Annotated in this window: 22 protein-coding genes and 1 pseudogene; 11 read left to right on the top strand and 12 right to left on the bottom strand. The window is 55.2% G+C overall.

What is annotated here, in order from left to right; translation table 11 throughout:
• Nucleotides 1-2: 2 nt before the first annotated feature.
• The 8 genes and pseudogenes from ACERHN_RS10440 to ACERHN_RS10405 form a co-directional block, all read right to left on the bottom strand.
• Nucleotides 3-1,046, bottom strand: coding sequence for a glycosyltransferase family 4 protein (locus tag ACERHN_RS10440; protein WP_415922573.1), 1,044 nt, complete (start codon nt 1,044-1,046; stop codon nt 3-5).
• Nucleotides 1,043-2,578, bottom strand: coding sequence for an ABC transporter permease (locus ACERHN_RS10435; RefSeq protein WP_415922572.1), 1,536 nt, complete (start codon nt 2,576-2,578; stop codon nt 1,043-1,045). The genes ACERHN_RS10440 and ACERHN_RS10435 overlap by 4 nt, the downstream gene beginning before the upstream one ends.
• Nucleotides 2,575-3,231: pseudogene (locus ACERHN_RS10430) on the bottom strand (ABC transporter ATP-binding protein); the annotation flags it as partial. The gene ACERHN_RS10435 and the pseudogene ACERHN_RS10430, both read right to left, overlap by 4 nt.
• Nucleotides 3,232-3,345: 114 nt before the next feature.
• The gene (locus tag ACERHN_RS10425) at nt 3,346-4,335 is read right to left on the bottom strand and encodes an ABC transporter substrate-binding protein (protein WP_415922571.1); all 990 of its coding nucleotides are present in this window, start codon (nt 4,333-4,335) and stop codon (nt 3,346-3,348) included.
• Entirely contained in the window at nt 4,332-5,237 is a 906-nt protein-coding gene (locus ACERHN_RS10420) for a lysylphosphatidylglycerol synthase transmembrane domain-containing protein (protein WP_415922570.1), read from the bottom strand. Before ACERHN_RS10420 ends, ACERHN_RS10425 begins: the two co-directional genes overlap by 4 nt.
• On the bottom strand, nt 5,234-6,847 hold the full coding sequence (locus ACERHN_RS10415) for a sulfatase-like hydrolase/transferase (RefSeq protein ID WP_415922569.1): 1,614 nt from the start codon (nt 6,845-6,847) through the stop codon (nt 5,234-5,236). The genes ACERHN_RS10420 and ACERHN_RS10415 overlap by 4 nt, the downstream gene beginning before the upstream one ends.
• Nucleotides 6,844-7,530, bottom strand: coding sequence for a CDP-alcohol phosphatidyltransferase family protein (locus ACERHN_RS10410; RefSeq protein ID WP_415922568.1), 687 nt, complete (start codon nt 7,528-7,530; stop codon nt 6,844-6,846). Before ACERHN_RS10410 ends, ACERHN_RS10415 begins: the two co-directional genes overlap by 4 nt.
• Nucleotides 7,531-7,659: 129 nt before the next feature.
• Nucleotides 7,660-8,391 (bottom strand): endonuclease/exonuclease/phosphatase family protein, encoded by a 732-nt coding sequence (locus ACERHN_RS10405; protein WP_415922567.1) that lies wholly within the window; start codon nt 8,389-8,391, stop codon nt 7,660-7,662.
• Nucleotides 8,392-8,578: 187 nt separating this feature from the next.
• Here ACERHN_RS10405 and ACERHN_RS10400 point away from each other — a divergent pair, with 187 nt between their 5' ends.
• The 6 genes from ACERHN_RS10400 (at nt 8,579) to ACERHN_RS10375 (ending at nt 15,366) form a co-directional block, all read left to right on the top strand.
• Nucleotides 8,579-9,100: a YceI family protein gene (locus ACERHN_RS10400; RefSeq protein ID WP_415922566.1), complete on the top strand. Its 522-nt coding sequence runs from the start codon at nt 8,579-8,581 to the stop codon at nt 9,098-9,100.
• Between the two features lie 446 nt (nt 9,101-9,546).
• Nucleotides 9,547-10,383, top strand: a complete 837-nt coding sequence (locus tag ACERHN_RS10395) for a flagellar motor protein MotB (protein ID WP_415922565.1) — start codon at nt 9,547-9,549, stop codon at nt 10,381-10,383.
• Nucleotides 10,384-10,469: 86 nt separating this feature from the next.
• A complete protein-coding gene (locus ACERHN_RS10390; protein ID WP_415922564.1) occupies nt 10,470-11,771 on the top strand; it encodes a flagellar hook protein FlgE in 1,302 nt (433 codons plus the stop codon).
• Nucleotides 11,772-11,801: 30 nt separating this feature from the next.
• Complete coding sequence (gene flgK / locus ACERHN_RS10385) at nt 11,802-13,256, top strand: flagellar hook-associated protein FlgK (RefSeq protein ID WP_415922563.1); 1,455 nt, start codon at nt 11,802-11,804, stop codon at nt 13,254-13,256.
• 2 nt (nt 13,257-13,258) lie between these two features.
• Nucleotides 13,259-14,269 (top strand): flagellin, encoded by a 1,011-nt coding sequence (locus tag ACERHN_RS10380; protein ID WP_415922562.1) that lies wholly within the window; start codon nt 13,259-13,261, stop codon nt 14,267-14,269.
• Between the two features lie 47 nt (nt 14,270-14,316).
• Nucleotides 14,317-15,366 carry a flagellar basal body P-ring protein FlgI gene (locus ACERHN_RS10375; RefSeq protein WP_415922723.1) on the top strand — a complete coding sequence of 350 codons (1,050 nt, stop codon included), beginning with the start codon at nt 14,317-14,319 and terminating at the stop codon, nt 15,364-15,366.
• Nucleotides 15,367-16,123: 757 nt separating this feature from the next.
• Here ACERHN_RS10375 and fliP read toward each other — a convergent pair.
• From fliP to fliF, 4 genes are read right to left on the bottom strand one after another with little or no spacing between them, the layout of a single operon-like run.
• Nucleotides 16,124-16,849 (bottom strand): flagellar type III secretion system pore protein FliP, encoded by a 726-nt coding sequence (gene fliP, locus ACERHN_RS10370; RefSeq protein WP_415922561.1) that lies wholly within the window; start codon nt 16,847-16,849, stop codon nt 16,124-16,126.
• Between the two features lie 4 nt (nt 16,850-16,853).
• A complete protein-coding gene (locus tag ACERHN_RS10365; RefSeq protein WP_415922560.1) occupies nt 16,854-17,147 on the bottom strand; it encodes a FliM/FliN family flagellar motor switch protein in 294 nt (97 codons plus the stop codon).
• Complete coding sequence (locus ACERHN_RS10360) at nt 17,131-17,739, bottom strand: hypothetical protein (RefSeq protein ID WP_415922559.1); 609 nt, start codon at nt 17,737-17,739, stop codon at nt 17,131-17,133. The genes ACERHN_RS10365 and ACERHN_RS10360 overlap by 17 nt, the downstream gene beginning before the upstream one ends.
• Nucleotides 17,736-19,358 carry a flagellar basal-body MS-ring/collar protein FliF gene (gene fliF, locus ACERHN_RS10355; protein WP_415922558.1) on the bottom strand — a complete coding sequence of 541 codons (1,623 nt, stop codon included), beginning with the start codon at nt 19,356-19,358 and terminating at the stop codon, nt 17,736-17,738. Before fliF ends, ACERHN_RS10360 begins: the two co-directional genes overlap by 4 nt.
• 122 nt (nt 19,359-19,480) lie before the next feature.
• Here fliF and fliL point away from each other — a divergent pair, with 122 nt between their 5' ends.
• From fliL to ACERHN_RS10330, 5 genes are all read left to right on the top strand, one after another.
• Nucleotides 19,481-19,966, top strand: coding sequence for a flagellar basal body-associated protein FliL (gene fliL, locus ACERHN_RS10350; protein ID WP_415922557.1), 486 nt, complete (start codon nt 19,481-19,483; stop codon nt 19,964-19,966).
• Nucleotides 19,967-19,975: 9 nt separating this feature from the next.
• Nucleotides 19,976-20,344 (top strand): hypothetical protein, encoded by a 369-nt coding sequence (locus tag ACERHN_RS10345; protein ID WP_415922556.1) that lies wholly within the window; start codon nt 19,976-19,978, stop codon nt 20,342-20,344.
• Entirely contained in the window at nt 20,344-20,949 is a 606-nt protein-coding gene (locus tag ACERHN_RS10340; RefSeq protein WP_415922555.1) for a MotE family protein, read from the top strand. The genes ACERHN_RS10345 and ACERHN_RS10340 overlap by 1 nt, the downstream gene beginning before the upstream one ends.
• 70 nt (nt 20,950-21,019) lie before the next feature.
• The gene (motA, locus tag ACERHN_RS10335; protein WP_415922553.1) at nt 21,020-21,889 is read left to right on the top strand and encodes a flagellar motor stator protein MotA; all 870 of its coding nucleotides are present in this window, start codon (nt 21,020-21,022) and stop codon (nt 21,887-21,889) included.
• Nucleotides 21,886-24,207, top strand: a complete 2,322-nt coding sequence (locus ACERHN_RS10330) for a tetratricopeptide repeat protein (RefSeq protein WP_415922552.1) — start codon at nt 21,886-21,888, stop codon at nt 24,205-24,207. The genes motA and ACERHN_RS10330 overlap by 4 nt, the downstream gene beginning before the upstream one ends.
• Nucleotides 24,208-25,335 lie beyond the last annotated feature (1,128 nt).

Here is a 25,335-nt window from a genome sequence, read left to right as displayed (position 1 = left end):
GCTCAATCGGACGCCACTGTGGCTATGACTTTTGAAAAAATGTGTGCCGTGTCTGACCATCGGGGCAATGCCGCAGCGCGACGTGTGGATCGTTCGGCAAGATCCTCGGCGTACCCACCGTCTTGCAGGACCGACCGCAGCGCCTGAGCCAGTGCACCCGGATCATCCGGCGGCACAAGAACGCCCGCGTCGCCCACCGTGTCGGGCACCGCGCCAACGCGGCAGGACACCACAGGCAGGCCAAACTGCATCGCCTCGCTCAGCACCATGCCGTATCCTTCGTAGCGGGTCGCCAGCACAAATACCGCCGCTGCGTTGAACAGTGTTGCCAGCGCATCGCCATCCACCTCGCCTGCGAAATCCACGCGGTCGCCCAATCCAAGATCGCTGCGCAGTGTCAAAACGCGTTCGGCATACGCGGCGTCGTGGCTCTTGCCGACGATGCTGGCCTGCCAGGGGATTTCGTTTATCTGACCAAGTGCGGTCAGCAAGATGTCATGCCCCTTGCGGGGTGCAAGCAGGCCAACCGACAGGATCAGCGGAGGATCAAGCGTCCGGCGGTCCAGAACCGGTCGGTCAAAACCCGGTGGTGCGACGGTGATCCTATCCGCATCCGCGCCAAGGTCGCGACACAGGATACGCGCTGTTTCATCGCTGGGCACGATCACATGATCGACGTGACGCAGCGCCGACGCCTCGTTTTGCAGAAGATAGGCGGCCCGGTCACGCGGCAGGCCGGTTTCAAGCCCAAGCGGGTGGTGAACCATCGCAATAACCGGCGCAGAAACCTGCGCCAGACGGTCCACATCAATGGCACCGAAAACCAGACCATCGAGGATGATGGGGAGGTGATCCGGAACCGCGTTCAACGCATCAAACGTCGCAGCCATGTCCGCATCGTTTGCGTCCGGAAAGCTGTCGGGCAATTGCAGGTGCTGCGTGGCGCATCCGATGTCATTCAATTCCCGCAGCACGCGCGCCTCATAAATGAAACCGCCTGTCCGGCGATCCTTGTCGCCCGGGATCGCAAAAACGGCCCGCGTCATGCCACCTGTTCGCTTGCATAAACACGCAGGACTGCGCGTTCCAGAACCGCAACCATCGCATAAAAGCCGACGGCAACGATCGCCAGCACGGCGACGCAAGACCACAGCATGCTATAGTTTGACGTACTCGCGGTCATCGCCATCAAAACGCCGATCCCCTTGCCTGTCGCCAACCATTCCACCGTCGTGACGGCCAATAGCGCGGCAGGCACCGCCATGCGCGCGGATGCAAAGAACGCGGGCAACATCGCGGGGATCTGCGCCGCGCGCAGCAGGTGCCACCGCCCCGCGCCATAGCTCCGAAACAGCTCAACCGTCTGACCGGGCGTCTGGCGCAAGCCCTGATGACAGGCGACAAATGTCGGGAAAAAGATCATGACCGCGACGACAACCATTGTCCCGACAAGACCGCGGCCAAAGGCCAGAACCAGAAGCGGGGCGGTGGTGATAATCGGAACGGCGCGCAAGGCGACCGCAACCGGCAGGGTTGCGCGCGACAATGGCGGCCAAAGCACCAGCACCGCAGCCATCCCCGCCCCCAAGGCCAGACCGGCGAGATAACCGGGCAGCGCAAAGGACAGCGTTTCCGCCAGCGCAGCCAGCAGGACATCCCGGTTTGCACCATCCGTCAGAAAGGTCCACACATCCGCTGGTCGCTTTGCAAAAAAGCGGTTCAGGCCGAATGCGTCCATGGAAACCTGCCACAGGAACAGGACCAAGACCGCGATAAACGCTGCCTCGGCCAGCCGTACCCATGCCGGACCTGTACCGGTCGTGGCGGGTGCGGACAGAAGGAGAACCGGCTTGTAGCCGACCAGACGCTCCCCCAACTTGCCAATTGCCACATAGGCGGCGAGAGCGACCGCCGCTGACACCAGTGCAAGCGCCCATGTCGCATCCGTATCCAATCCACGCATCGCGCGCAGCGTCAGCACGCCGAGGCCACGTTCCGCCCCCGTAAACTCCCCGATCATCGCACCAAGGAACGCAGCCGGGGCGCTGATCTGCAAACCGACAAACAGATAGGGCAGGCTGGCTCGGGCACGCACCCGTAGCAAGGTCGCCAGAGCGCCCCGACCGTAAACCCGCATAAGGTCGGTCCAGTTTTGGGACACCGCCCGCAGTCCGACCAGCAAGGCGAGGAATGTCGTATAGTAGACTGCAAGGGCGGCCAGTGTGATCTGTGGTCCTTGTCCCGGTCCGAAGAGAACGCGCAGGATCGGACCGCTGGCAATCAACGGAATGCAAAACACCAAAAGTGCCAATGCCGATACCGTCCGCTCGCTGCGCGGAACAACCAGTGCCAGAGCGGCGAGAAGCACTGCTGCAAGATTGCCCCAGGCAAATCCCCACACCGCATTGGCCGAGGTTTCGGCCACAGCGCGGAAAAGCAAGCCCGCGTTACCGCCGACATAGGTCGCAATTGCGACCGGACCGCTGACGAGAACGCCGTCCGACACCAGACGCGCCACCGCCTCCCACATCGACAAGACAAGAACGGCCACTACGGCACGGCGGGCCGCCGCGCTCATCCCTCTTGCTCCAGCGCCGAGAACACTGCGCGCGTTGATGCAAGAAATTCAGGCGTGTCGAGCAGAGCGCTGTCTCGTGCACCGGGGATGTTGATGGGTATGTCCGCCACGACGCGCGCAGGCCGCGGCGACAGGACAAGCACGCGATCCGACAGCAGAACAGCCTCCTGAACCGAGTGCGTGACCAGAACCACCGTTGCACCGCGTGTCCGCCACAGCGGCGGCAGGTCCGCGTTCAGACGCCTGCGTGTCATTGCGTCCACCGCGCCAAACGGTTCATCCAGCAGCAGGACATCGGGCGATGAAATAAGACTGCGGGCAATCGCGGCCCGTTGGCGCATGCCGCCCGACAGTTCCGCCGGTCTGTGATCCGCAAATCCGCTCAGCCCGACGAGGTCGATCAACGCATCCACGTCTCCCGGCGGCTTGCGCGCCAATTCAGCGCCCAATGCGATATTTGCCCGCACCGTTCGCCATGGCAAAAGCGATGGATCCTGAAAGGCCATAGCCAATCCGCCGCGCCGTGCCACTGCCCGCGGAGCGTCTGCGCCCAACAGGATCTGACCGGAATCCGGTGCCTCAAGCCCGGCAATCATGCGCAACAGGGTCGACTTGCCACAGCCCGACGGACCGACAAGCGCCGTTGTCGCCCCGGCAGCAAGCGTCAGCGAAAGCGGCGCGACCGCAGCGGTCGCGCCGAAACTCTTGCTCACCTCACGGCAATGGATGTCGATGCTGGCCATGAGCGGTCAGGTAACAAACCGTGGTCAGCCGTGCACCTCTTCGAGCAATGACCGGTCCCACAAGTCAGCGGACACCGTTTGACCCAGCAGGGCCAGCGTTTCGATGTTGGATGCCACCGTTTCGTCTGTGAACCACCCAAACCCGTTTTCCGCGGTCAGGTCGCTGAACATCAAGGGCACTTGCCGCGCGGCCTGCAGCTTTTGCGCCTCGAGGTCGAGACCCGCATCGGGGAACATCTCAACCGCGAGTGCGGCCGCCGCATCCGTGTCGGCAAAATAGTCGTTCCAGCCCATAACCTCTCCTTTCAGCAGGGCCACGAGGTCGGCACGACGATTGGCCAGTGCGTCTTCGGTGGCGATGTAGGTCTGCGAGTGCAGGGCATACCCGTGATCGGCCATCAGCATTGTGGTGTTGTCCACGCCCTGCACCGTCATGGCCACCGGCAGGTCGGTTTCCCAGCACAGCAGGCAGTCGACCTGGCCACTGACCAGAGGGGCCGGATCGTACTGGGTCGGCACGATTTCGATGTCGTTGATATCGACGTTGTTCAGCGTGCACAGTGCTTGCAAGACCGGCGTGTTGGCCACGGCCATGCCAATACGCTTGCCAACCAGATCGGCGGGGGTGTTGACGGGGTTGCCTGCCAAAGACGCGATGGCAAACGGGTTTTTCTGCATCGCGACCGCAATGATCTTGAACGGCGCGCCCTGCGCCACGGCCGCCGCCGTGTAGTCCGCAGCTGATATGCCGACCAGGGCAGCGCCCGACACCACGGGCGGTTCAACGGGTGCGTTGGGGCCACCCTGGCTCAGGGACACGTCAAGGCCGAGGTCGGACCAGTATCCTTTGTTTGCGGCAATGTAGCTGCCACCAAACTGAACAGAGTGCAGCCAGGACAATTGAAAATTGACGGTGCTGGCTGCGAATGCGGGGACGCCGGCCGCAGCAGCGGCGGCACCGGCCGCACTGGTTTGCAGGAAAAAGCGGCGCGTGAGGTGAGCAGGTCGTGTCATGGTAGGTCTGGTTTCCCTTTGGATGAGACAGTTTCGAATATGGGTGAAGCGACAAGTATGAATGCAGCGGGCAAGGCCGCGAGAAGAACGACAAGGCCGTAGGTTATGCCGACGGCGACCCCGGCGCTTGCTGGTGCGCCAATGATCGGAAACAGGGCCGCGGCGGCCCCTTCGCGCCACCCCCACCCGCCAATCGACAATGGGACAAGCATGGCGCACAGGATCAGCGGGATCAGGGTGAACCATCCCGCCGTTGGAATTGTGACATCGAGCGCGCGTGCGCAGCAATAAAACGCAATGACGAGGCTTATGGTCGTGAGCGTCCCGTGCAGTGCAATGACAGGCTGGCGCATGGTGCGCAGGGTCACAGTCAGGAACCGGCCTGTTGCGGTGTCTGTTTGCGAGATTGCAGCAGCGACGGCGACGCAGCCCACGACAACCGCCAGAACCAGCCACGCCACCAGACCCCAATCCGGCCCACCCGGACGCAGCAGAGCCAAGGCAAAACCAACGGACATAAAACCGACCATCGCAATCTGACCAAGCAAGCGCTCCGCCATCACCGATTGTGCGGCGCGGGTCAGGTCCGCTTGGTGCCGGGTGCGCACGGCACGGGTCACATCGCCCGCGACACCGCCCGGCAGCGCCATGTTGACCAGCTGCGCCAAGTAGTATTCGCGCAACGCTACGCGGTACGTGATTTGCACGTCAAAAGCGGACGCGACGACTTGCCAACGGTGCGCCATGGCAACAGTCGAAATGGTGATCGCCAGCAGGCCCATTGCGATCCACGCCACGTCCACGCCCTGCAGCATTGCAAAAACCGAAGACGCGTCCACCCACCACAGCAGCGCCGCAAGGCACAGTACCGACACCGCAAATTTGATCCACTGCCCCGTCATCGGACCACCACATCTTCGACGCGGTTGCTGGAGAACGCATCGAGAAAGCTGTTGCGGAATGTGTCCATCCGCTGCACGGGCCCGTCCCGTGCGGGGATCAATCCATCGGCCCAGTTCCAATCGGCAATATGTTCCAGCACTTCGGCTGGTCCAATCATGTGCACCGCCACATCCATGTTGTCGCTGCCTGCGACAAACCCTGCGGCCTGATGATCGCCCGCAACGATCACAAGCGGGGCCGCGTCGCCCAATCGGGCCACATGCGCAAATGTCGCCTGCAACGCATAATCCACCGAACGGCGATAGGCGTCGCGCACGGCGTCGCGGTCCCGCCAAAGGTCCTTGGGTGCAGGCCCGCGTGCCGCCATCTCATTGAATATCGTACCATCGCCAACAGCGTCCCAAGGCACCATGTCCGGGATCGGCGTCCATGGCGCATGCGATGAGATCAATGCGACCTGAATGAAATCCGGGCGCGGGTCCGGCGGTAAAAGCCCCCGATACGCCGACAATGTGAACTGATCGGGCATCGTGACCCACCGAAACCTGTCGCCGGCATAGGGTATGTCCGCAGCCGGAAACACCTGATCAAAGCCCATGACCAGACTTTCCGGCCACCCCACCGTAATCGCTGGCATGATCGCAGACGTGCGGTAACCGGCGTCCTGTGCAAAGTGAAACAGCCATTTGTGCCCACTGGCCAACATGGCGTTGTAGCGTCCGTTGTCAGACGTCCAAAGCCCGCTTGCGAACGCGCCGTGTGCCAACCAGCTTTGCCCGCCCGATGTCGGCGACGTCAGCCAGCCGCTTTGCATCGCCATCCCGGTCTTTGCAATCTCGGCTTCGGCGCGGCGCAGCGTTGCAAGATGCGTGGCAGAATAGAGCGGGTTGTCGAAACTGGCCCGCCCATAGCTTTCGACCCAGATCAGAATGACGTCGCGACCGTCAAGCTGGTCCAGTAGGCCGGTCGCGTCAGCATACACATCCCGCTCCGCATCTTGCGCAAATCGGACGAGTTCGCCGGCCGTTTGCTGTACTTCCATCGCGCGTTTGACGGTCAACCGTGATGTCCAGGCCGTGCCAGGCGGGCTTTTGTCGAACCGCCAGAATTCCAGGTGATGCCCCGCATCTGCCGTCGCCCACCCCGCACCGACAAAGGCCAAAATCGCTGCCCCAAGCCGAACGGGCAGCGCTGGCTGCACATTGGCCCATGCACGCAGGCTGCGTTCCAGAATGACGAACAAAAGACCCAGCAACAGGGCAATTCCGACAACAGCCAGCACCGTCAGGACGCCGCCGATACTGTCGCGGAGCAGCGACAGACCCGCCTCGATCAAGAACGTATCAAGCACCGGATTGAACGTCCGGTTGAAGGCACTGAACATGCCATAATCGGCAACCTTGATCACAACCGTCAGCAAAAGCACAAGCGCCAGCGCATAGGTCAGGCCAAAACGCCTGCCAAATGCAATGGCCGCGAACAGTAGGACCGGCAATTCCAGCGGCCAGCGATTGAGGGCGCTCCATTTCATCGTGCCGGGATGGTTGGGCAGCACCAGAACGGCAAAGATCACCGCCGCCGCGAGCGCAAGACCGACCACCCGCTTCATCCGGCGCGTCTCATCAACCAGAGGATGTCGATCAAAAACGACCATCCCAGCAAAAGCGCTGCACCGATAACCGTCGGCATGACGACCACATCCGGCGTCAGCGGAAATACGAGGATGATCAGGGCCGCGATTTGCACCACGCAGATCGCCTTGCGCCGGAACGCCTCCGGCAGGGGCGCCTGCAATGCGGGCCAGACAAAGCTGGCCGCGAAAAACGCATAGCGCATAAAGCCGATGGCGAGGACTTCGGGACCCGTGACGCCGCTGTTGAAGAGCCACAGGGAAATGACCGCGCCCAGTGCGGCGTCCGTTTCCATGTCAAACCGTGCGCCAAAATCCGACACGCGCCCAGTGCGCCGCGCAAACCATCCGTCAACACCATCCAGCGCAAAGGCAACGATAGCCACGGCGCATACCACCCATGCGGATGTCATCGGGAAAAATACCGCGCCAAGCAGAAACGCGACCATCGCGGCGCGGGACAATGTGACCACGTTGCACAGGCCAAGCTCCGGGTGCGGATATCCCTGGACCAAGCCATACGTCGCGATCACGACAACCGTCACAAAGAATACGATTGGTATCGCGGGCGATCCAAACGCAAGAAGTGACGCCACCACCAAAGCAGCACACAAGACGGCGGACACCGCCAGAAACACACTCACGGGTGCCCAGCCTTCCATCCTGTGCGCAGCAATGTGCGGGGTGCTTCGAAACATTTGAACCGTCTACCTTTCCCTGACGAAACCTAGGTCTTTGGATGTCGCCTGACAGTTTGCATAACACCGCAGCGCGCGAATTATTCGCCGCGATCACGGAACTGTGACAATCGCCTCAAGAGGAAGGTGATCCGATGCGTTTGCCAGTTCGGCGGTCGCAATGGCCGCGACCTCCTGAACGTCGCCGTCTGCATCCGTCAAAATGCGATCAAGCGGCAGGATGGGATACGTACCGGGGAAGGTACGGCGGGCGGCGCCTCGAAACACCGTGCCGACAAGACGGCGATTGAACATCGCACTGCCCCATGGGCGCCATTCGTTCAGGTCACCCAGCAAAACCGTCTGCATCTGAGGCCGCCGCCGCAGGTATTGCCCAATAATGCGCATCTGCACGATGCGCAGCGGTTGAAACAGGGACAGGTGCATGCTCATGATCCGGACGGCGCGATCCTCGAACGTCGTTTCCACGCTGACTGCGCCACGGTGGCAGTGCCCCGGCAAATCAATGACATCCGCATGCGTGCGGATGAGGGTCGGCGAAAGAAATAGAATGGTGCCCAGGAACCCGTCGCTTTCCGGCCCCCACCGCAAGGCCGCATCGTGGACATAGTCCAACCCGGTGACATGCGCGATGCGATCGACGTCCAGGATGCGTGCATGTGGGCGGCATTCTCCGTCCGCTTCCTGAAGCGCCAGCACGTGCAATCCCCGTGGCGCAAGGTCTTTGCCAATTGCATCTACGACGCGCGCTGGATCGACCTTGCCGTCGCGACCTTTGCCACGATGCACATTCCATGTTGCGCATCGAAGATGTCGTCCTCGCATTTCATTTACCTGCCTTGCTGCGCAGACGCGCTATACTTTGCCTATCACAGTTAGATCGCGCACCGCGCCCGGCGACCTCATCGCCGTGACCTGCCCGGACGCGCTTCAAAAAGGACAAGATACGATGCGTCTACCGCTTATCGCCGCGACCTTGACGGCAGCCCTTTCAAATACAGCATTCGCAGACATGGCCCGGTATGAGCTCGATACCGAACACACCAATGTCTACTTCAAGGTCGAGCATATCGGCTTTGCCCGGACGTTGGGTATTTTCACCGAACTCGACGGCGCATTTGATTATAACGTGGATACGCAGGAATTGGGGGATGTGTCGGTGACCATTGATGCAGCCTCCGTGAACACGTTCAACGACGCCCGGGACGGCCATGTGCGCAACAAGGATTTCCTGCACGTCTCGGAACACCCCGAAATCAGCTTTGTCGCCAGCGGCGGCACGCCCGCCAGCGATGCAAGCGGCAGCGTTACAGGCGATCTGACGATACTCGGCGTGACACGGCCCGTCACATTGGATGTGACCCTGAACAAGGTCGCGGAGTATCCGTTTGGTCACAAACGCGAGGTGTTGGGTCTGTCCATGAGCACCACAATCAAGCGGAGCGATTTCGGCATGACCTATGCCGTGGACAACGGCCTTGTCGGGGACGAGGTCCAGATCAACATCGAAACAGAAGCGATGAAGATGGACTAAAACCCACCAAGCGCACGGCGCTGGTATCCGGTACATGAATGCTGGCGCTGTGTGCGACTGAGCTGCCCTCAGAAATTCGGGCACTCAGGTAAGCGGTGATGTGTTGCCTGCTGATCTTCGACCAAAGGGACAATCCCAATCTATCGGATTAGATGGCTGATGCGATTGATGGCCCCTTGCCCTTTTGTCAGAAGCCGAACACGAGCAGACCTGCCAAAGAGCATAACTCAAACCCGTATCTGCTGAGCAGAATGCATTTGATACGGCGCAATCAGGTTTGGGAATCAGACATCACGTATCTGCCAATGCGACGCGCGTGTCTGGACCTCGTGGCAAGGGGCGGCAGCGGCCTTCCGCGCGACCAATATAGCAACAATTGAAAGTGTTAAGGCCGCTGTAATGCGGCCCTGATATCCAGCGCCTCGGGTGAAAAGAGGTTTGGGTTCATGAGTGCGACCAATGCACAGCCGATCATTATCAAGCGGAAGAAGGTGTCCGGCGGCGACGGGCACCATGGTGGCGCGTGGAAAGTGGCCTATGCGGATTTCGTGACCGCGATGATGGCCTTTTTCATGCTGATGTGGCTCCTGAACGCAACAACGGAAAAGCAGCGCAAAGGCATCGCAGACTACTTTTCCCCGACAATTCCGATCAACCGGATTTCCGGTGGCGGTGACGGCAATTTCGGCGGCAATTCTGTTTTTTCAGAAGAAACCCTGCCGCAAAATGGAACCGGGGCGACAGCCGCACGACCGACCGAGGCGCAGCAAGCGCGGGGCGAGACGGGCCGGAGTGATCAGGGAGATGCGACCGCCGCACAGGACGAAGTCTTCACGTCAATGGAGGCGGAGTTGGTGGGGCGCGGTGGTGAGTCGCAGGTCATGGAGAATGAGTTTCGGCACATCGTGACGCGGATTACCGATGAAGGTCTGGTCATCGAGATTTTCGCCCTGGAGGACGCGCCCTTGTTTGATCCGGAAAGTGACGAACCGACGGTCCTGTTGCAGTCTTTGGCCCGATTGATCGTGCAGACCGCACAAACGGTCACCAATGGCGTTGCGATTGGTGGGCATGTCGAGGCGCAGCCGATTGTGCTTGCTGAAGGCACGACATGGGCGCGCTCGATGGACCACGCGACCGCAATGCGGCATCTTTTGGAAGACGCGGGTTTGGATGCGGGGCGGGTGCAACGCGTGACGGGCCACGCAGACCGCGAACCATCTGTGCGCAATCCAATGGCAATCCAGAACAATCGCCTCGAAATCGTTTTGCTGCGAGAATAGCGCGGATTTTATCTGTTAGGTCCGTCTTAAGGACGGAGCGCCTATCTGATTGGCCATACAGGTCGATACAGCAGAAAGGCGTATCCATGACAATTTCCTCGTCGCTCAACGCAGGCGTTGCCGGGCTTCAAACCAATGCCACGCGATTGGCCACCATCTCGGACAACATCGCGAACTCGTCGACATACGGCTACAAACGGGTCAGCACGGATTTCCATTCACTTGTGATTTCGTCCTCCGGGGGGACGTATTCCGCCGGGGGCGTACGGGCGACGACCACCCGCTTGATCGATCAACGCGGGTCATTGGTTTCAACATCCAACGCAACGGACCTCGCGGTCCGTGGGCGCGGCATGCTGCCCGTGGCGCAGGCAAGCCAGGTCGAGGTGGGAAACGGGGATACGTTGATGCACCTGACGACAACAGGGTCGTTCCGCACCGACGCAGACGGTTTCCTGGTGTCCGATTCGGGTCTGGTCTTGCTGGGCTGGCCCGCGCAACCTGACGGCACTATTCCGAACTTTCCACGTGATACGTCCGATGGTCTGGAACCTGTTCAGATCAACGTGAACCAGTTTTCGGGCGAACCAACGACACAACTGGCACTTGGCGTAAACCTCCCAGCGACTGACACCGATGCTGGCAGCACCGGCGACCTACAAAATCTTGCCGTTGAGTACTTCGACAATCTGGGCACATCGGAAAGCATCAATATTACATTTGCACCCACGGTTCCGGCGACGGGGTCTTCAAACGAATGGACCATGACCCTTTCGGATTCCGCGTCGGGTGGTGCTGTCATCGGTGAATACACACTGACCTTCAACGACAGTCGAACCGATGGAGGTACGTTGGCAGGCGTCACCACGACCAGCGGCGGCACTTATGATCCTGCAACGGGCAATATCATCGTCAACGTGGATGGTGGCCCGATTGAGATTAACATCGGCCAAGTTGGCGACAGCGATGGGCTGACCCAGTTGTCCGACAGTTTCGCACCGGTTTCGATCTCCAAGGATGGCTCGCCCGTTGGCAACATGACCAACGTTGAAGTGGACGCAAATGGGTTTGTCACAGCGTTCTTCGACACGGGCATCAACCGCACCATTTATCAAATTCCGCTTGTCGACCTCCCGAACCCGAATGGCATGGTTGCGCTGGACCAACAGACCTACTTGCCCTCCCCTGAAAGCGGCAGCTTCTTTTTGTGGGATGCGAGCGACGGTCCAACGGGTGACATTGTTTCTTATGCACGTGAAGAGTCTGCTGTCGATGTGGCCGGCGAATTGACCGCAATGATCCAGACACAGCGTGCCTATTCCTCCAATGCAAAGGTCATCCAGACCGTGGATGAGATGTTGCAGGAAACCACAAACATCAAACGCTGACCCTAATGGGCAGCAAGCGGAGGCGTTGGAATGACCCTTACGAGCGCACTGAATGCAGCGATGACAGGCCTCAGGGCTGCGAGCCGGTCATCCGATCTCATTTCGTCCAATATTTCCAATGCCTCCACGCCCGGATACGCGCGTCGCACGCTCGAAGTTTCGTCCAACGCGGGCGAATTTCTTGGTGGCGTACGTATTGGTGGAATCGTGCGTCACGCAGATGCACAAATACTGTCCGACAGACGTATGGCCAGTGCCGAGTTTGGCTACCGGTCTGAGACAACTCAGTTTCTCAACAGGGTGGAAGACCTGATCGGGACGCCGGATTCCGCGGGCTCGCTATCTGCCCGGCTTTCTGATTTCAACAACAGCCTTGTCCTGGCAAGCAGCCGGCCGGATGCAAATGAACGGCTGGCAAACTCGGCTTTGGCCGCACGCGACCTCGCCAACGCGATCAATACGGCTTCGGATGGAATTCAGGATGCCCGCACCGCGGCAGACCGAAGCATTGATACGCAGGTCCAAAGGCTCAATGACGCACTCCAGTCCGTGCAAGAACTCAACGGCCAGATCACTGCGCAGATTTCCAGACGTGCCGGTACGGCGGCATTGCAAGATCAAAGGCAAGTGCTGATTGACGAAATCAGTGAAATGGTCCCCGTCAGAGTGGTCCCCCGCGATCATGGTGCAGTCGCTCTATACTCGACGGGTGGTTCGATTCTTCTGGACGGCTCTGCGGCGGAGATCGGCTTTGAGCCCTCGAATGTCGTGACACCCTACATGTCCATCGCCGACGGAACCCTGTCGGGATTGACCGTGAACGGCTTTTCCGTTTCCACCTCGTCTTCAACGGGGCGACTGCACGGCGGAACACTTGGCGCCCAGTTTGAGATACGAGACGAGTTGGCAACGGAGGCACAGACCCAACTTGATGCTTTGGCCCGAGATCTGATCGAGCGGTTCGAAGACCCCGCCGTCGACCCGAGTCTTTCCGCCGGTCAAGCAGGCCTGTTTACTGATCAGGGCGCTGCGCTTGATCCACTTGCCGAAGAAGGCCTGGCCAGCCGCCTGACCTTGAATGCGCTCGTGGATCCCGCGGAGACTGGCGAAACATGGCGAATGCGTGATGGCCTTGGTGCGACGGCCCCCGGTGATGCGGGCGATGCTACGTTGCTCAACGCCTTGTCCGATGCGCTTTCGCAATCCCGTGTGCCAAATTCCGGCAGTTTTGGAATTGGTGCGTTCACCGCCCTGGATTTGACCGCAGCATTTGGTTCGCAATTGGGAACAGACCGCCTGCGATCAGACCAACAGCTCAGTTTCGCATCGGCACAACTGAGCGAACTGACACAGCTGGAATTGGCGGATGACGTGGATACGGACGTTGAACTACAACATCTGATGATTGTCGAACAGGCCTATGCGGCCAATGCCCGGGTCATCCAGACGGTTGATGAAATGATCGATACATTGCTGGGGATATAGAGATGATCAACGCAACTTCATTTGGCGATTTGGCACAGTCCTTTTCCCTGCAACGCCGCGGCGCCGCTTTGAAAACTGAGATGGCGCGTTTGAACGAAGAACTGACTTCGGGGCAGGTTAGCGACGTAAAATCAGTGTTGGCCGGGAACACGAGCTACTTGGCCGGAATTGAAAACGATTTACGCGTCTTGGACGGCTACCGAGTGGCAGGAGCCGAAGCGGGACAGTTTGCGGATGCCATGCAACTCGCATTGGACCGCATCCAAACAGCAAGCAGCAACTACAGTCAGGACCTGTTGGTCACCGCCCAGAACGCATCTGGCCAGGTCTTGGATCAATTTGCTGAGGATGCGCGCTCTGAACTTGAAACGATTGTGAGCGCATTGAACACAACCGTCGGCGGACGCACCGTATTTGCGGGGACCGCGACAAATCAAAACCCATTGGCCGACGTCGATACAATCCTGACGGGGCTACAAACTGCGTTGACCGGTGCGACGTCGGTGGATGATGTCATGGCGATGACCGACGTTTGGTTTGCAGATCCAGCCGGGTTCGCCGCAACGGCTTATCAGGGATCAGACACCAGTCTCGCGCCATTTCGGCTCGGTGAAAGTGAAACAGTCGCGCTTTCGACGACGGCGAATGATGCAGCGCTGCGCGAGGTTATCAAAGTTGTGGCGCTCGCCGGAATGGCCGATGACGGCTCTCTTTCGCTGTCTTCTGATCAAAAAAGAGAGCTGCTTAGCCGCGCTGCAACCGATTTGTTGAGCGCGCAGACAGACTTGACAGCCATAAGGGCGAGCGTTGGCGCCTCCCAAGAGCGCATAAGCCAGATCGAAAGTCGCAACAGTGCGGAACGCACATCGCTTGAATTTGCAAAGGGCGCGTTATTGGGCGCGGATCCGTACGAAACAGCAACCAAATTGGAGGAAGTACAATTTCAATTGCAAGCATTGTATACAGTCACCGCGCGCATGTCGGACCTATCACTTGTGAACTTCATCCGATGAAATGGTTCGGCGCCGCACTTTTTCTGATCCTCTTTACGTTGCAAACGATGGCTGGTCCCGTTCGGATCAAAGATCTGGTTGAATTCGATGGCGTGAGAGGTAATGACCTCGTCGGCTATGGTTTGGTTGTTGGCCTGGACGGAACAGGGGACGGACTGCGGAACGCCCCGTTCACCGAGGAAATTATGTCCAACATCCTTGAAAGACTGGGCGTAAACGTCACGGGTGAGCAGTTTCGACCAAAGAATGTTGCAGCTGTTTTTGTGACTTCGAGCCTTCCACCCTTTGCTCGGAGTGGGTCACAAATAGACGTTACCGTATCGGCGATCGGTGATGCCAAGAGCCTGCTTGGCGGCACGTTGATAATGACTCCGCTGAACGCAGCTGATGGGCAAATTTATGCTGTTGCGCAGGGTACCATTATCGCTGGTGGCGCAGTTGCAGAGGGTGAAGGTGCGCGCGTGACGCAAGGGGTTCCGACAGCAGGTGTCATTCCGGCAGGCGCACGCGTAGAGCGGGAAGTCGACTTCGAACTGCAGAATTTGACCGATATGCGCTTGGCCCTTCGAGACGCTGATTTTACGACAGCTGCCCGCATTGAAACGGCGATAAATTCGGAGTTTGGCCGCTCTGTAGCAGTAATGCTGGATTCAGGTACGGTTGGATTGGATGTATCCCGCACCGGGTCTCGGTCTGTGGCCCACGCATTGGGCCGGATCGAAAACATCGCCGTTGAACCCGAACGCAAAGCGCGCGTCGTTGTTGATCAACGATCTGGAACCATCGTCATGGGAGAAGACGTGCGAATTTCGCGCGTTGCTGTGTCGCAAGGAAATTTAACGCTGCGAGTTCAGGAACAACCAATTACAATCCAGCCCAACCCTTTCTCAGATGGTCAGACTGTAGTTGTGCCACGTACAACTGCAGATATTGAGGAAGAAGAGGGCACAGGTCTTGCAGAAGTTCCAGATGGTGCTTCATTGTCCCAGGTCATTGCTGGTTTGAATGCCTTAGGCGTAGCACCACGAGACATGATTGATATCCTCAAAAGTATCAAAGCGGCTGGCGCACTTCATGCTAAATTTATTGTTCGTTGAGTTGAGAAACAACGGCAACAAAATGGCGTAAGTACAGAAGCGCTCATATGAGAAAAACCTCTGATTACAATCCTGCACCATCACGGCGCACCTATAGAGTCTAACCTCATAGCTAAAAAATCACAATTGTAACAAATGCGAATGCTGAGAGAAGGATCCTAGGCATCTCTCGTATCGAGCAGTCTCGTATCCCCAGTTTTTCAGCTTACCAAAAAATCGTGATTCGATTTTGGCGTTTGTAAAAATTCACCAATTTTTTCGTCTTGCTCGGTCTAGGTTGCCGGTGCGCAAAACTTGTTTTTAATACTTTTTTGAACTGGTCTGCATCACATCCTGGGATTCCTGACAGCCATTCGACATTTAGCAAACGGCTGGTCAAAGCGCGGGCACCTTTTTAACCACTGACTTGATTTGTGACGAAAGCACCAAGTGAGCACCGATTAAAATCACGAACATCCACATACGACCGCCACGGGCACATCCCACGAGAATATCACAACTGGTCAAGAGAGGACCAAGCACAGAACAGTTTCAACTCAAAAAGCAGACTCAAAGGGAAACAAGTCAAACCTTCAAGTCAGTGCACAAAAACGAAAAGCTTTTGCGTTTATCGGTCACCCACCTGCTCTAACGCAAGTGACGAATGATGACAGCGGTGGCACACAGCCTCATGCTCAGCAGCTTGTCCAAGCCTACTTTGGCGGTCAGCTCTTGCAACTGCAGGTGTACTTTTGCGATTGTTTCGATCCTTATATCTTCAAAAATAACTTCGAACTAAGCTTCCTGCAATCAAGCTCCAACCATCCGCGACAACAAAGAATGCTAGCTTAAATGGCAGCGAAACAATTGCAGGTGGAACCATCATCATGCCCATACTCATCAACACAGCCGCAGCTACTAAATCAATGATCAAAAAAGGTAAAAAAATCAAAAATCCTATCTGGAATGCACGCGATATCTCCGATAGCATAAAGCTCGGGATCAATGCGGATAGTGGAGCATCTGGTGACAATTTTTCACCCTGCGTGTCAGGCCGTAAATCAGCCATTGCTGCAAATGTTTCTGGATCCATACGTCCAGCCATAAATACACGAAATGGCTCTAGGGTACGTGAAAAAGCAACTTCAGCGCTTATCTGTTCTTCAGTAAGCGGCTTGAGACCATTCGTCCAGGCTTCGACAAATACTGGCTCCATGATGAAATAAGTCAAGAATAACGCGAGGCTCACAATCAGCATATTCGGGGGAGATTGTTGTAGGCCAATACCTTGCCGCAAAATCGACAAGACTGTCACCAAGAATGGAAAGCATGTAACCATAATTGCAAGCCCAGGTGCTAGGCTTAGTATCGTTATGAGTGCAATCAACTGCACTGTTCGAGCTGTTAGGGATGTATCGTCGCCAAGAGATACCGACAAATCCTGCGCACCTGCCAACGAGGGGCTGAGGAAAAAGCAAAAGATAATGACGATACGTAAAGACATATTTCTAAAGGCTAGAGCCGGTCTCAAGCACTTCGGTCAAACGGACAACCAATTGTCCATCTTCTGTTCCGTCTGCTTCTTCAAGTAATCCACGCGCAATCAAGGTGTCTCCGACATAAAGGTCGACGGGATCATCAACTCGTTTGTCAAGTGTAAGGACAGCATTCGGGCCCAACATCACGAGATCGCGTACCAGTGGCCGAGCACGCCCAACGGACACGGTGATATCAATTGGAACCGCGGTAAATGGATTGTGGACGTCGGACGCCAAGGCGCGCGTGTCAGGTTGGTCTGTCATCTACGACCTCTTCATTTTGAACTTCAAAAAAGGCTGCTACGGCCTCGTGAATTTCCTGAATCACCCGCTCCAGATCGATGGATTGCTCATTCTCGCCGATACGAATGAAGAGTTGCTCTGGCGCGGTCCGCGCAGACGGCACCAGCGAACACTCTATAGAAACATTTGCGATAATTCGTTCGACCTGTTCCAGGTTGTCTGGATGAACATGAATTTCAATGTTTGCTTCGAGCGCTTGCCTCGTTTGGTTCTCCACCAACTGAACTACGTGAGCACCTAAGCTCTTTCGCGCCATGTCAGGCAGAACCTTTTCGACGATAGCTTGCATCATCTCACGCATACTGCGCGTCAGCTGCGACCGCATTTCATGATACTGGAACGAGGCGTCCTGAAGATTGGCAGCCAAGGTTGAGGAGACTGTCGCGCTTAGATCTGCTTGAGCTTTGGTCGAATCGTCCCAACCGGCTTGATAACCGGCTTCAAACGCTTGCAATTTCTCGTCTTCCAGTTCTTCAACTGGACGTTCAGGCAGTTTGTCGTTTGGCTCCAAATGCACGCCAAAATTTTGGTAGAGATCCCGCGTCGCCATCATGCTCTTTCCTCATCCTCTTCAAGCCAGCTCCTGAGAATTTCGACCGTTTCTTCTTGCCTCTCACCGATCATGTTGCGCAGTCGTTCAACCGAATCACTCGACGTTGCAGCAAAGTCCCCGATACCGTCTTGTGTACTCATCGGTGGTAAAGCGGGCAGATCGGGAAGAGGCGCATTTAAATCAATGTCGGGGAATTCGAGACCTTCATCGGTGACAGGGGAAGTCTGTTCGGGGCCTTGCTGAGGTAAACCAAGGGTTGGCTCAGACGCCGGCAGCAGATTTGTAGTAGGGGCCTTGGTCAAGATTGGCCGCACCACGAAAAGTCCAAGAATGAGTGTGACGACGGCAAGAACAGCCATTTGCAATGCAGACATGAGGTCAAAAGCAAACAGGTCGGTGAGGGACGATTGTGCTGATGTTCCCATCGGTGTGACGGACTGGAGCGGCATCGCCTTGATCGTGATGACATCACCACGTGTTTCGTCGAAACCCACTGCGGCACCGACAAGTTCGCTGAGCGAGGCAAGCTCCTCATCTGTGCGTTGAACTGTTTCGGTGTCGCTGATTTCAACTGTATCACTCACCAGTACCGCAACTGTCAGCCGTTTTATTGCTCCTGGCGCACGAGATATCGCCCTCTCTGTCTCAGACACTTCATAGTTGACGCGCTCGCGCGTTTCCGAGTCCTGTGACGTAGTGGTCTCATTGCCGCCGGCATCACCATCAGGCAAGTTTGATGCCACCGTGACATTGCCACCGCCCTCTTCATTCGAGTTGCTGGTGCGTTCTTCTGTGTCCGTGCTGATGGCTACTCGACTTTCCGGATCAAAACGCCGTTCGCGAATTTCCTCAGTGTCGGTGATGGTGTCGACGCTCACTTCGACCACAGCGTTCCCAGGCCCAACACGTGCTTCAAGCAGGCGTTCGACGCGCTCGCGTAGAATCACAGCTTTGTCATCTGCTCCAGCCGCCGGAATATCGCTGTCCACTGACCCGATGACCGTTCCGTTTGCATCAATCACAGTGACATCGTCTGGGGACAGCCCGGCGACTGCAGACGCCACAAGAAATCGGATCGCCCGGCCCTGCGAAGCTGTTAGGTCGGCGCCCGTAGGCGTCACAGAGACAGAGGCTGTTGGCGTCACATTTCTCTGGAACGGGTTCGATCCGGTGGAAGCAATATGAACACGTGCCATGGCCACATGCGAACTGGCTGCGATTGTCCGCGCCAATTCACCTTCTTTTGCTCGCCAATATGCCGCATCGAACATTTGAGACGTAGTGCCGAAGCCTGACAGACCGTCAAGCAGCTCATAACCTTGACCATTGTTAGAAGGCAGCCCTTCGCTGGCCAATGTGAGCCGCAATTGGTCCCGCTCCCGCGAGTCGACAAAGATTGAGCTCCCGCGGATTTCATATTGGACGCCGCGTTGTTCCAATGCGGTCACGACGTCACCAGCAGCGCCATTTTCGAGACCAGCGTAAAGCAACGTCATGGAAGGAGCGGCAACAATGCGCGACATCGTCAGGATCGCCAAAAACATCGCTACCGTTGCTACGACGACGGTAATCTGCCGCCGCACGTCAAGATTCATCCATCCGTTCAATAATTGTTGCACAGTCGCCTCCGTGGCACCGCACATTCTGCGCGGCCGTGACAACAGCAATGAACGATCAGACTTAACAATCGGTTAGTTCATCTGTGCCAAAACACCTCCAATCCGAAGATATGGAAGAAAACATGGCAGACACGACGACAGATATCGTTGAAGAAGACAAAAAACCGTCGAAAATGCCCCTGATCTTGGGTTTTGTCGCCCTGTTGATCGGCGGCGGTGGCGGATTTTATGCAACATTTTCGGGAATGATTCTCGGACCATCCGAGGAGGTCACTGCAGAAGCGGCACAGTCGGCTGGTGATCTGCCCGATATCGCATTTGTCGAAGTAGACCCGATCATTGTGTCCATGGGATCCCCTTCGAACGGTCGACACCTCCAATTTCGGACACAACTGGAAGTGCCTTCGCAATATGCAGAAGATGTCACCATTCTTTTGCCACGCGTGATTGATGTATTGAACGGGTATCTGAGGGCCCTCGAGCCCCAAGATGTCGAAGGTCCGTCTGCGTTGACGCGCCTGCGGGCGCAGATGTTGCGCCGCGTACAGATCGTGGTCGGCACGGAGCGGATCAACGACCTGTTGATTATGGAATTCGTTGTGAATTGAGGGGTAAAGATGGATTTGATTGCAGATATCTTGCTGGGTGCCGGTGCAATCGGCGCGGGCTTCTATTGCTTTGTTCTCTCAAGACGCCTGAGAAAGTTCAATAATCTCGAAAAGGGCGTTGGTGGAGCCGTCGCCGTCTTGTCAGCTCAGGTTGATGACCTGAACAAGTCGTTGGCAGCCGCGCAAACAACCGCCGCGGCATCTGCGGAGACCCTGGCTGACTTGACTGTTCGCGCAGAAGAAACGTCAAAACAGCTGGAATTGCAGATGGCATCTTTGCACGACATGCCAGAAACGACGGTACCAGACAACGCGCCAGCCGAGGTCGAAACAGACGTACAACCGATCTTCACACGACGTGTAGCTGGAGCAAACTGATGGCGAATGCATCTAACAAAAAGAAACGTGTGTCCGGCAAAGGTTCAATCGTAATTATTGCAATGTTGTTTCTGGCCTCTGCCGGTCTCAGGCTGTCCATCGACGCCCGTGCGGCATGGGCCGAAGGTGATCTGGCAGAGCAGTTTTTTTCTGAGCAAACAGACCAGGAAACCGAGCAAGCGGCAGCAACTTCAGAAACGGGAGCAGCTGCCTTGTTGGAAGCATTGCAGAGGCGCGAATCTGCCGTTGCCGAAAAGGAAATGCAGCTTAAACTGCGCGAGAAATCACTGGATGTAGCACAAACAGAGATTGAAAGGCGCATAGATGCCTTAGAGAAAGCGGAAAAGCGCCTGAGTGCAACGCTAGCGCTCGCAGATACTGCCGCTGAAGATGACCTTGCTCAGCTCACTGTTGTATACGAAAATATGAAACCAAAAGATGCGGCGGCACTGTTTCAAGCCATGGAGCCAGACTTTGCAGCTGGATTTCTTGCGCGTATGCGTCCAGATTCTGCAGCGAAGATTCTCGCTGGATTGGATCCTCAAAAAGCATATTCCGTAAGCGCAATTTTGGCTGGACGTAATGCAAGTGTGCCCAAAAACTGAGTGACGCTCAGGGTATTTTAACACCTACCTGCTTAACTTACTCCAAGGAAAAAGATCAGGCAGAAGTGATATGGTTGGGATTATTGGAATCGTCACTATCTTCGTGATGGTGTTTGGTGGCTATCTCGCTGCAGGCGGCAAGATGGGCATCATTCTTAAGGCACTCCCTTTTGAAATGACAATGATCATGGGAGCTGCTGTCGGCGCTTTTCTAATTAGCAATTCCATATCGGAAGTAAAACACACATTAAAAGATCTTGGCAAAGTATTTAAAGGTCCAAAGTGGATCCAGGATGATTACAAAGATCTGCTATGCTTACTGTTTGAGCTCATAAGACTTGCCCGACAAAACCCTGTCGCAATTGAAGAGCATATCGAAGCGCCAGAGGAGTCATCGATTTTTTCGCGATATCCTAAAATTGTTTCTGACAAGGAAGCAACAGCATTGATTTGTGACACAATGCGTTCCGCATCCATGAACTACGATGATCCTCACCAAGTAGAAGAGGTCTTGGAAAAGAGGATGGATGCCAACATGCATCATGCAATGCACTCGAGCCACGCGCTACAGACCGTCGCAGACGGTTTGCCGGCCTTGGGAATCGTCGCAGCCGTCCTTGGCGTGATCAAGACGATGGCTTCAATCGATCAGCCACCGGAGGTTTTGGGCAAATTGATCGGTGGCGCACTTGTTGGCACATTCCTGGGAGTATTCCTCGCCTATGGGTTGGTGGGACCCTTTGCGGCCAAAGTGAAAGCTGTTGTAGAGGAGGATAGCCACTTCTACCAATTGATACGCGAGGTGCTGGTCGCCAATCTGCACAACCACTCCACCAATATTTGTATAGAGGTTGGTCGGCAAAATACGCCTTCTCACTTCCGGCCCAGCTTCGCCGACCTTGAAGAAGCCCTTAAATCCGCAAAGCAAAATGCAGCATGAAGATGTTGAAATCAGCAACTTTGGCAATCATTGCAGTATTGGGACTGAGCGCTACAGCAAGTGCGCAAGAGATCGTGGTGAGATCAGGTGCTCACGAGGGTTTCTCGCGACTTGTCATAAGAGTGCCCGACGATCTCGACTGGAGTTTGGACAAAAGAGTGGATGGCGCCCGGTTCTCGATAATCGGTTATGAAGACGGTTTTGACACCAGCCAGATCTTTGACCTGATCGATCGTCGTTTTATCAGTGCCGTATCTGGAGCGGATGACCACATTAACTTAGATTTTGCGTGTGAATGTGAAGTAACCTCTTTTGTAGAGCAGGAAAGGTTCGTTGTTCTGGATGTGGCAGAAAAACCATCACAAAGAACGGAACTGACACTTCCCCCCATCGGCCCCGTGTTTACAACAACACCTTTGCAGTTTGGAGACAATATCAGACCTAGCACAGATTTACAGATTGGGAGTGAACCTGACCAAGAAAACCGATCAGGATTGGACGCAGCCATGCTTCCAGGCGCATCCAGTAGTGGTCCGATATTTGCTGCTTCGAATCCGAACTCGCGAATAAACGAAGAGTCCGTCATAAGGTTAGCGGATGTTCAGGCAAAATTGGCGCACGAGGTCGCTATTGCCTCAACACAAGGCATGTTAGAATCATCAGTAGAAAATGCTCTACAAAATATTAGTACCAGACAACCACAAGTTGATACCAGAATCTTTGATTCCTCCATTTCTGGGGAAACGGATATTGAGCCAATGCAAGCCTCACAATCGCTGAACATTCGTATTACAAGCAGCTCTGATTTTCCTGACCGAATTACATCGGCTGAGATTGAAAATATCTCAGGAGGAGTAGGATGTATTTCCCCTGCTGCAGTTGCTATCGAAAGTTGGGGTGTTGCAAAACTAGGATTGAATACAGTTGCGCAATATCGCTCAAGACTATTTTCAGAATTCGACAAGTTAAACGAAAACGTCGCACTGAAACTTGCCCAGCTTTATCTTTACTTAGGTTTTGGAGCTGAGGCTAAGCAAGTTTTGTCGCTTGATTCTGATTTTGCATCCGAAAACATTGTACTTATTGAAATGGCTGAAATTTTGGAGTATGGATTTTCTCCCAAGGGGAGGTATCTACATAATTTTTCCGACTGCGATAGTGCAATAGCACTATGGGGAATATTATCTCAAGCATCATTGAATCCTGCAACTGATGTAAACATTGATGCGGCTTTACAGTCGATAAACGCCTTGCCCGTCCATTTGCGCCATTTTCTTGCTCCAGAATTAAGCAATCGGCTACTAGAATACGGGGAGCTGAGTGCAGCGGAATCGGCTCTACGAAGTATTGACCGAGCACCGATTGCAGCTAATTCAAAGATAAAGTTAGCGCAGGCTGAATTGGAATCTGTAAAGGGAAACATCACCGCAGCTCAAGATATACTCACTGAGATTATTTCTTCGAACGAAGAACAGTCTGCAGAAGCGCTCATTAAGTTTGTGAACGCGAGTCTTGAAAAGGATAAGCAGTTTGATGAGTCTGTCGCTACTTTGGTTGAGGCCTATGCGATAGAGATGCGCGGTACAAAAATTGGCGCTGAATTGCACAGAACCCATGTGCTGGCTCTCGCTAAATCAGGTCAGTTCGCAGCTGCGTTCGAGGTGCTCGACAACATGCGCCGAACTCATTCGCCAGGTACGAAGGCTAAAATGTTCACCTTACTTATGGAGATTACAGCCCGTTCTGCTCCTGACGTCGTCTTCCTTAATCACGCCTTTCAATTTGTGCGTGGATCTGTGGATTTGACAGATGGAGGGGTAAAGCTGTCTGTTGCGGAACGCCTTACGACTCTTGGGTTCAGCGAGGTAGCGGAAGAAGCAATGCTCAGATCACCAACAACACCAGTGTCGGAAAGAGCCAAGAAACTGGCGGCGCAAATTTCGCTTGATCTGGGCCGCCCATCGGAGGCTGAAGCGCAGTTGTTCGGCGTCAACACAGAAGAAGCACATCGCATCCGTGCACGGGCGAGGTGGCTTGCGCAAGACTACACTGCGGCCACAGAATTGTACTCTGAGATAGGCGAGGCACGCACAGCATCTGATGCAGCATGGCTGGCCGGTGACTGGCAAGGTGCGGCAGGATCAGAACAAAATCCCTTTGCTACTGTGACGCAGGTTATAGAAGCCCAAATAGATGATACGGAAGACACGGATGGAATGCTCGGGCGTTTTTCCAATGCTGTGAGTGAAAGCGAGCGAGCAAGAAGTGTTATTCGCGACCTCTTAGAGGTCTCAGGCGTTGGGACCCGCAGTCAATAACGTTTAGTTTTTACTTAGTGACCATTGGGTCTTTTTCCGTAATGAGTGTTATGCTTTGATAACCTTTACAATATTAAATTGATACCTTTGTATTTTGCTTTGGTTTTTGTCAAATAGAAACCATGTATACAGAATAATCTAAATTTTCTTATTTTTTACTTTTTTTATATTATCCGCTACGCAAATGATGGAAACCCGAGTTCTCCTCTTGAAACTCTTTTAAGATTAAAGAAGTTCGAACGCTCAGGTATGAAGTTTAGTTAGGTGTTTAGGCACTACATCTACTGGTAAACGCTAAGGAGCTAAGGAGCTAAGGAGCTAAGGAGCTAAGGAGCTAAGGAGCTAAGGAGCTAAGGAGCTAAGGAGCTAAGGAGCTAAGGAGCTAAGGAGCTAAGGAGCTAAGGAGCTAAGGAGCTAAGGTAATTTGGGTGAGGCGCTTGGGAAGGCGCATTCGCTTTCCTTTCTAAATGTTAGACTATAAATTATAAATAATTTTAACTAGCCGCTTTTTACTTTGAACTGACTTTCAGAATTGCTACTAAATATCCCTTTGACACAGAATGCGCAGATTGCCAACTGGTAGTTTACGGCATGTTTAAATTTCACGCGGTAGTGCACTCAATTCTTCCTAAATAAGAGATTCTCACATCGTAAGTATATCGAAATTCGCTTCCAAATCTCACGTTTCACCTGACATGGGTGATCCACATGAGTTGAGTAATTTTGTCGATCTCACTCGGGATGGCTCACGCTGGCAAAATGCGGAAATGTATGACCCAAATAGAATTTGTTGCAAGCGTTCGACACGACGGAGAACCTTTCCTCAGCCCCTTGATCCGCACCGTTTGGTGTGGAAGCCATCCCTTTTTTGTCGTGAATAATTTACCGGTCAAGGCCTGCTGCGCGGAGCCCCTATATACCTCAAGCGATGCAAGCTGGAGGCACAGTTCAAGATAACGTAAACGGCTAGAGCCAACCCGCCAAGCTATGGGCGTAGTCGTTGTGTGTTGTTATCTCTCCTCCTCCTTTCAATGGTCTTTCTGGCCTCGTCAAATAGATCGTGCATGGGTCTCCCCAGCGTGAATTACTACCGGCCAACGGCTTGTCCTTGCACCATCTGAGCAATGT

This window comes from Tateyamaria rhodophyticola (assembly GCF_047777875.1).
Classification (GTDB): domain Bacteria; phylum Pseudomonadota; class Alphaproteobacteria; order Rhodobacterales; family Rhodobacteraceae; genus Tateyamaria.
This window is presented reverse-complemented; position numbering and strand designations above follow the sequence as displayed.

Bases quoted from the DNA above. Each gene is read 5' to 3' on its own strand.
- ACERHN_RS10440 (WP_415922573.1), bottom strand. From the start codon at position 1,046: ATGACGCGGGCCGTTTTTGCGATCCCGGGCGACAAGGATCGCCGGACA.
- ACERHN_RS10435 (WP_415922572.1), bottom strand. From the start codon at position 2,578: ATGAGCGCGGCGGCCCGCCGTGCCGTAGTGGCCGTTCTTGTCTTGTCG.
- ACERHN_RS10425 (WP_415922571.1), bottom strand. From the start codon at position 4,335: ATGACACGACCTGCTCACCTCACGCGCCGCTTTTTCCTGCAAACCAGT.
- ACERHN_RS10420 (WP_415922570.1), bottom strand. From the start codon at position 5,237: ATGACGGGGCAGTGGATCAAATTTGCGGTGTCGGTACTGTGCCTTGCG.
- ACERHN_RS10415 (WP_415922569.1), bottom strand. From the start codon at position 6,847: ATGAAGCGGGTGGTCGGTCTTGCGCTCGCGGCGGCGGTGATCTTTGCC.
- ACERHN_RS10410 (WP_415922568.1), bottom strand. From the start codon at position 7,530: ATGGAAGGCTGGGCACCCGTGAGTGTGTTTCTGGCGGTGTCCGCCGTC.
- ACERHN_RS10405 (WP_415922567.1), bottom strand. From the start codon at position 8,391: ATGCGAGGACGACATCTTCGATGCGCAACATGGAATGTGCATCGTGGC.
- ACERHN_RS10400 (WP_415922566.1), top strand. From the start codon at position 8,579: ATGGCCCGGTATGAGCTCGATACCGAACACACCAATGTCTACTTCAAG.
- ACERHN_RS10395 (WP_415922565.1), top strand. From the start codon at position 9,547: ATGAGTGCGACCAATGCACAGCCGATCATTATCAAGCGGAAGAAGGTG.
- ACERHN_RS10390 (WP_415922564.1), top strand. From the start codon at position 10,470: ATGACAATTTCCTCGTCGCTCAACGCAGGCGTTGCCGGGCTTCAAACC.
- flgK (WP_415922563.1), top strand. From the start codon at position 11,802: ATGACCCTTACGAGCGCACTGAATGCAGCGATGACAGGCCTCAGGGCT.
- ACERHN_RS10380 (WP_415922562.1), top strand. From the start codon at position 13,259: ATGATCAACGCAACTTCATTTGGCGATTTGGCACAGTCCTTTTCCCTG.
- ACERHN_RS10375 (WP_415922723.1), top strand. From the start codon at position 14,317: ATGGCTGGTCCCGTTCGGATCAAAGATCTGGTTGAATTCGATGGCGTG.
- fliP (WP_415922561.1), bottom strand. From the start codon at position 16,849: ATGTCTTTACGTATCGTCATTATCTTTTGCTTTTTCCTCAGCCCCTCG.
- ACERHN_RS10365 (WP_415922560.1), bottom strand. From the start codon at position 17,147: ATGACAGACCAACCTGACACGCGCGCCTTGGCGTCCGACGTCCACAAT.
- ACERHN_RS10360 (WP_415922559.1), bottom strand. From the start codon at position 17,739: ATGATGGCGACGCGGGATCTCTACCAAAATTTTGGCGTGCATTTGGAG.
- fliL (WP_415922557.1), top strand. From the start codon at position 19,481: ATGGCAGACACGACGACAGATATCGTTGAAGAAGACAAAAAACCGTCG.
- ACERHN_RS10345 (WP_415922556.1), top strand. From the start codon at position 19,976: ATGGATTTGATTGCAGATATCTTGCTGGGTGCCGGTGCAATCGGCGCG.
- ACERHN_RS10340 (WP_415922555.1), top strand. From the start codon at position 20,344: ATGGCGAATGCATCTAACAAAAAGAAACGTGTGTCCGGCAAAGGTTCA.
- motA (WP_415922553.1), top strand. From the start codon at position 21,020: ATGGTTGGGATTATTGGAATCGTCACTATCTTCGTGATGGTGTTTGGT.
- ACERHN_RS10330 (WP_415922552.1), top strand. From the start codon at position 21,886: ATGAAGATGTTGAAATCAGCAACTTTGGCAATCATTGCAGTATTGGGA.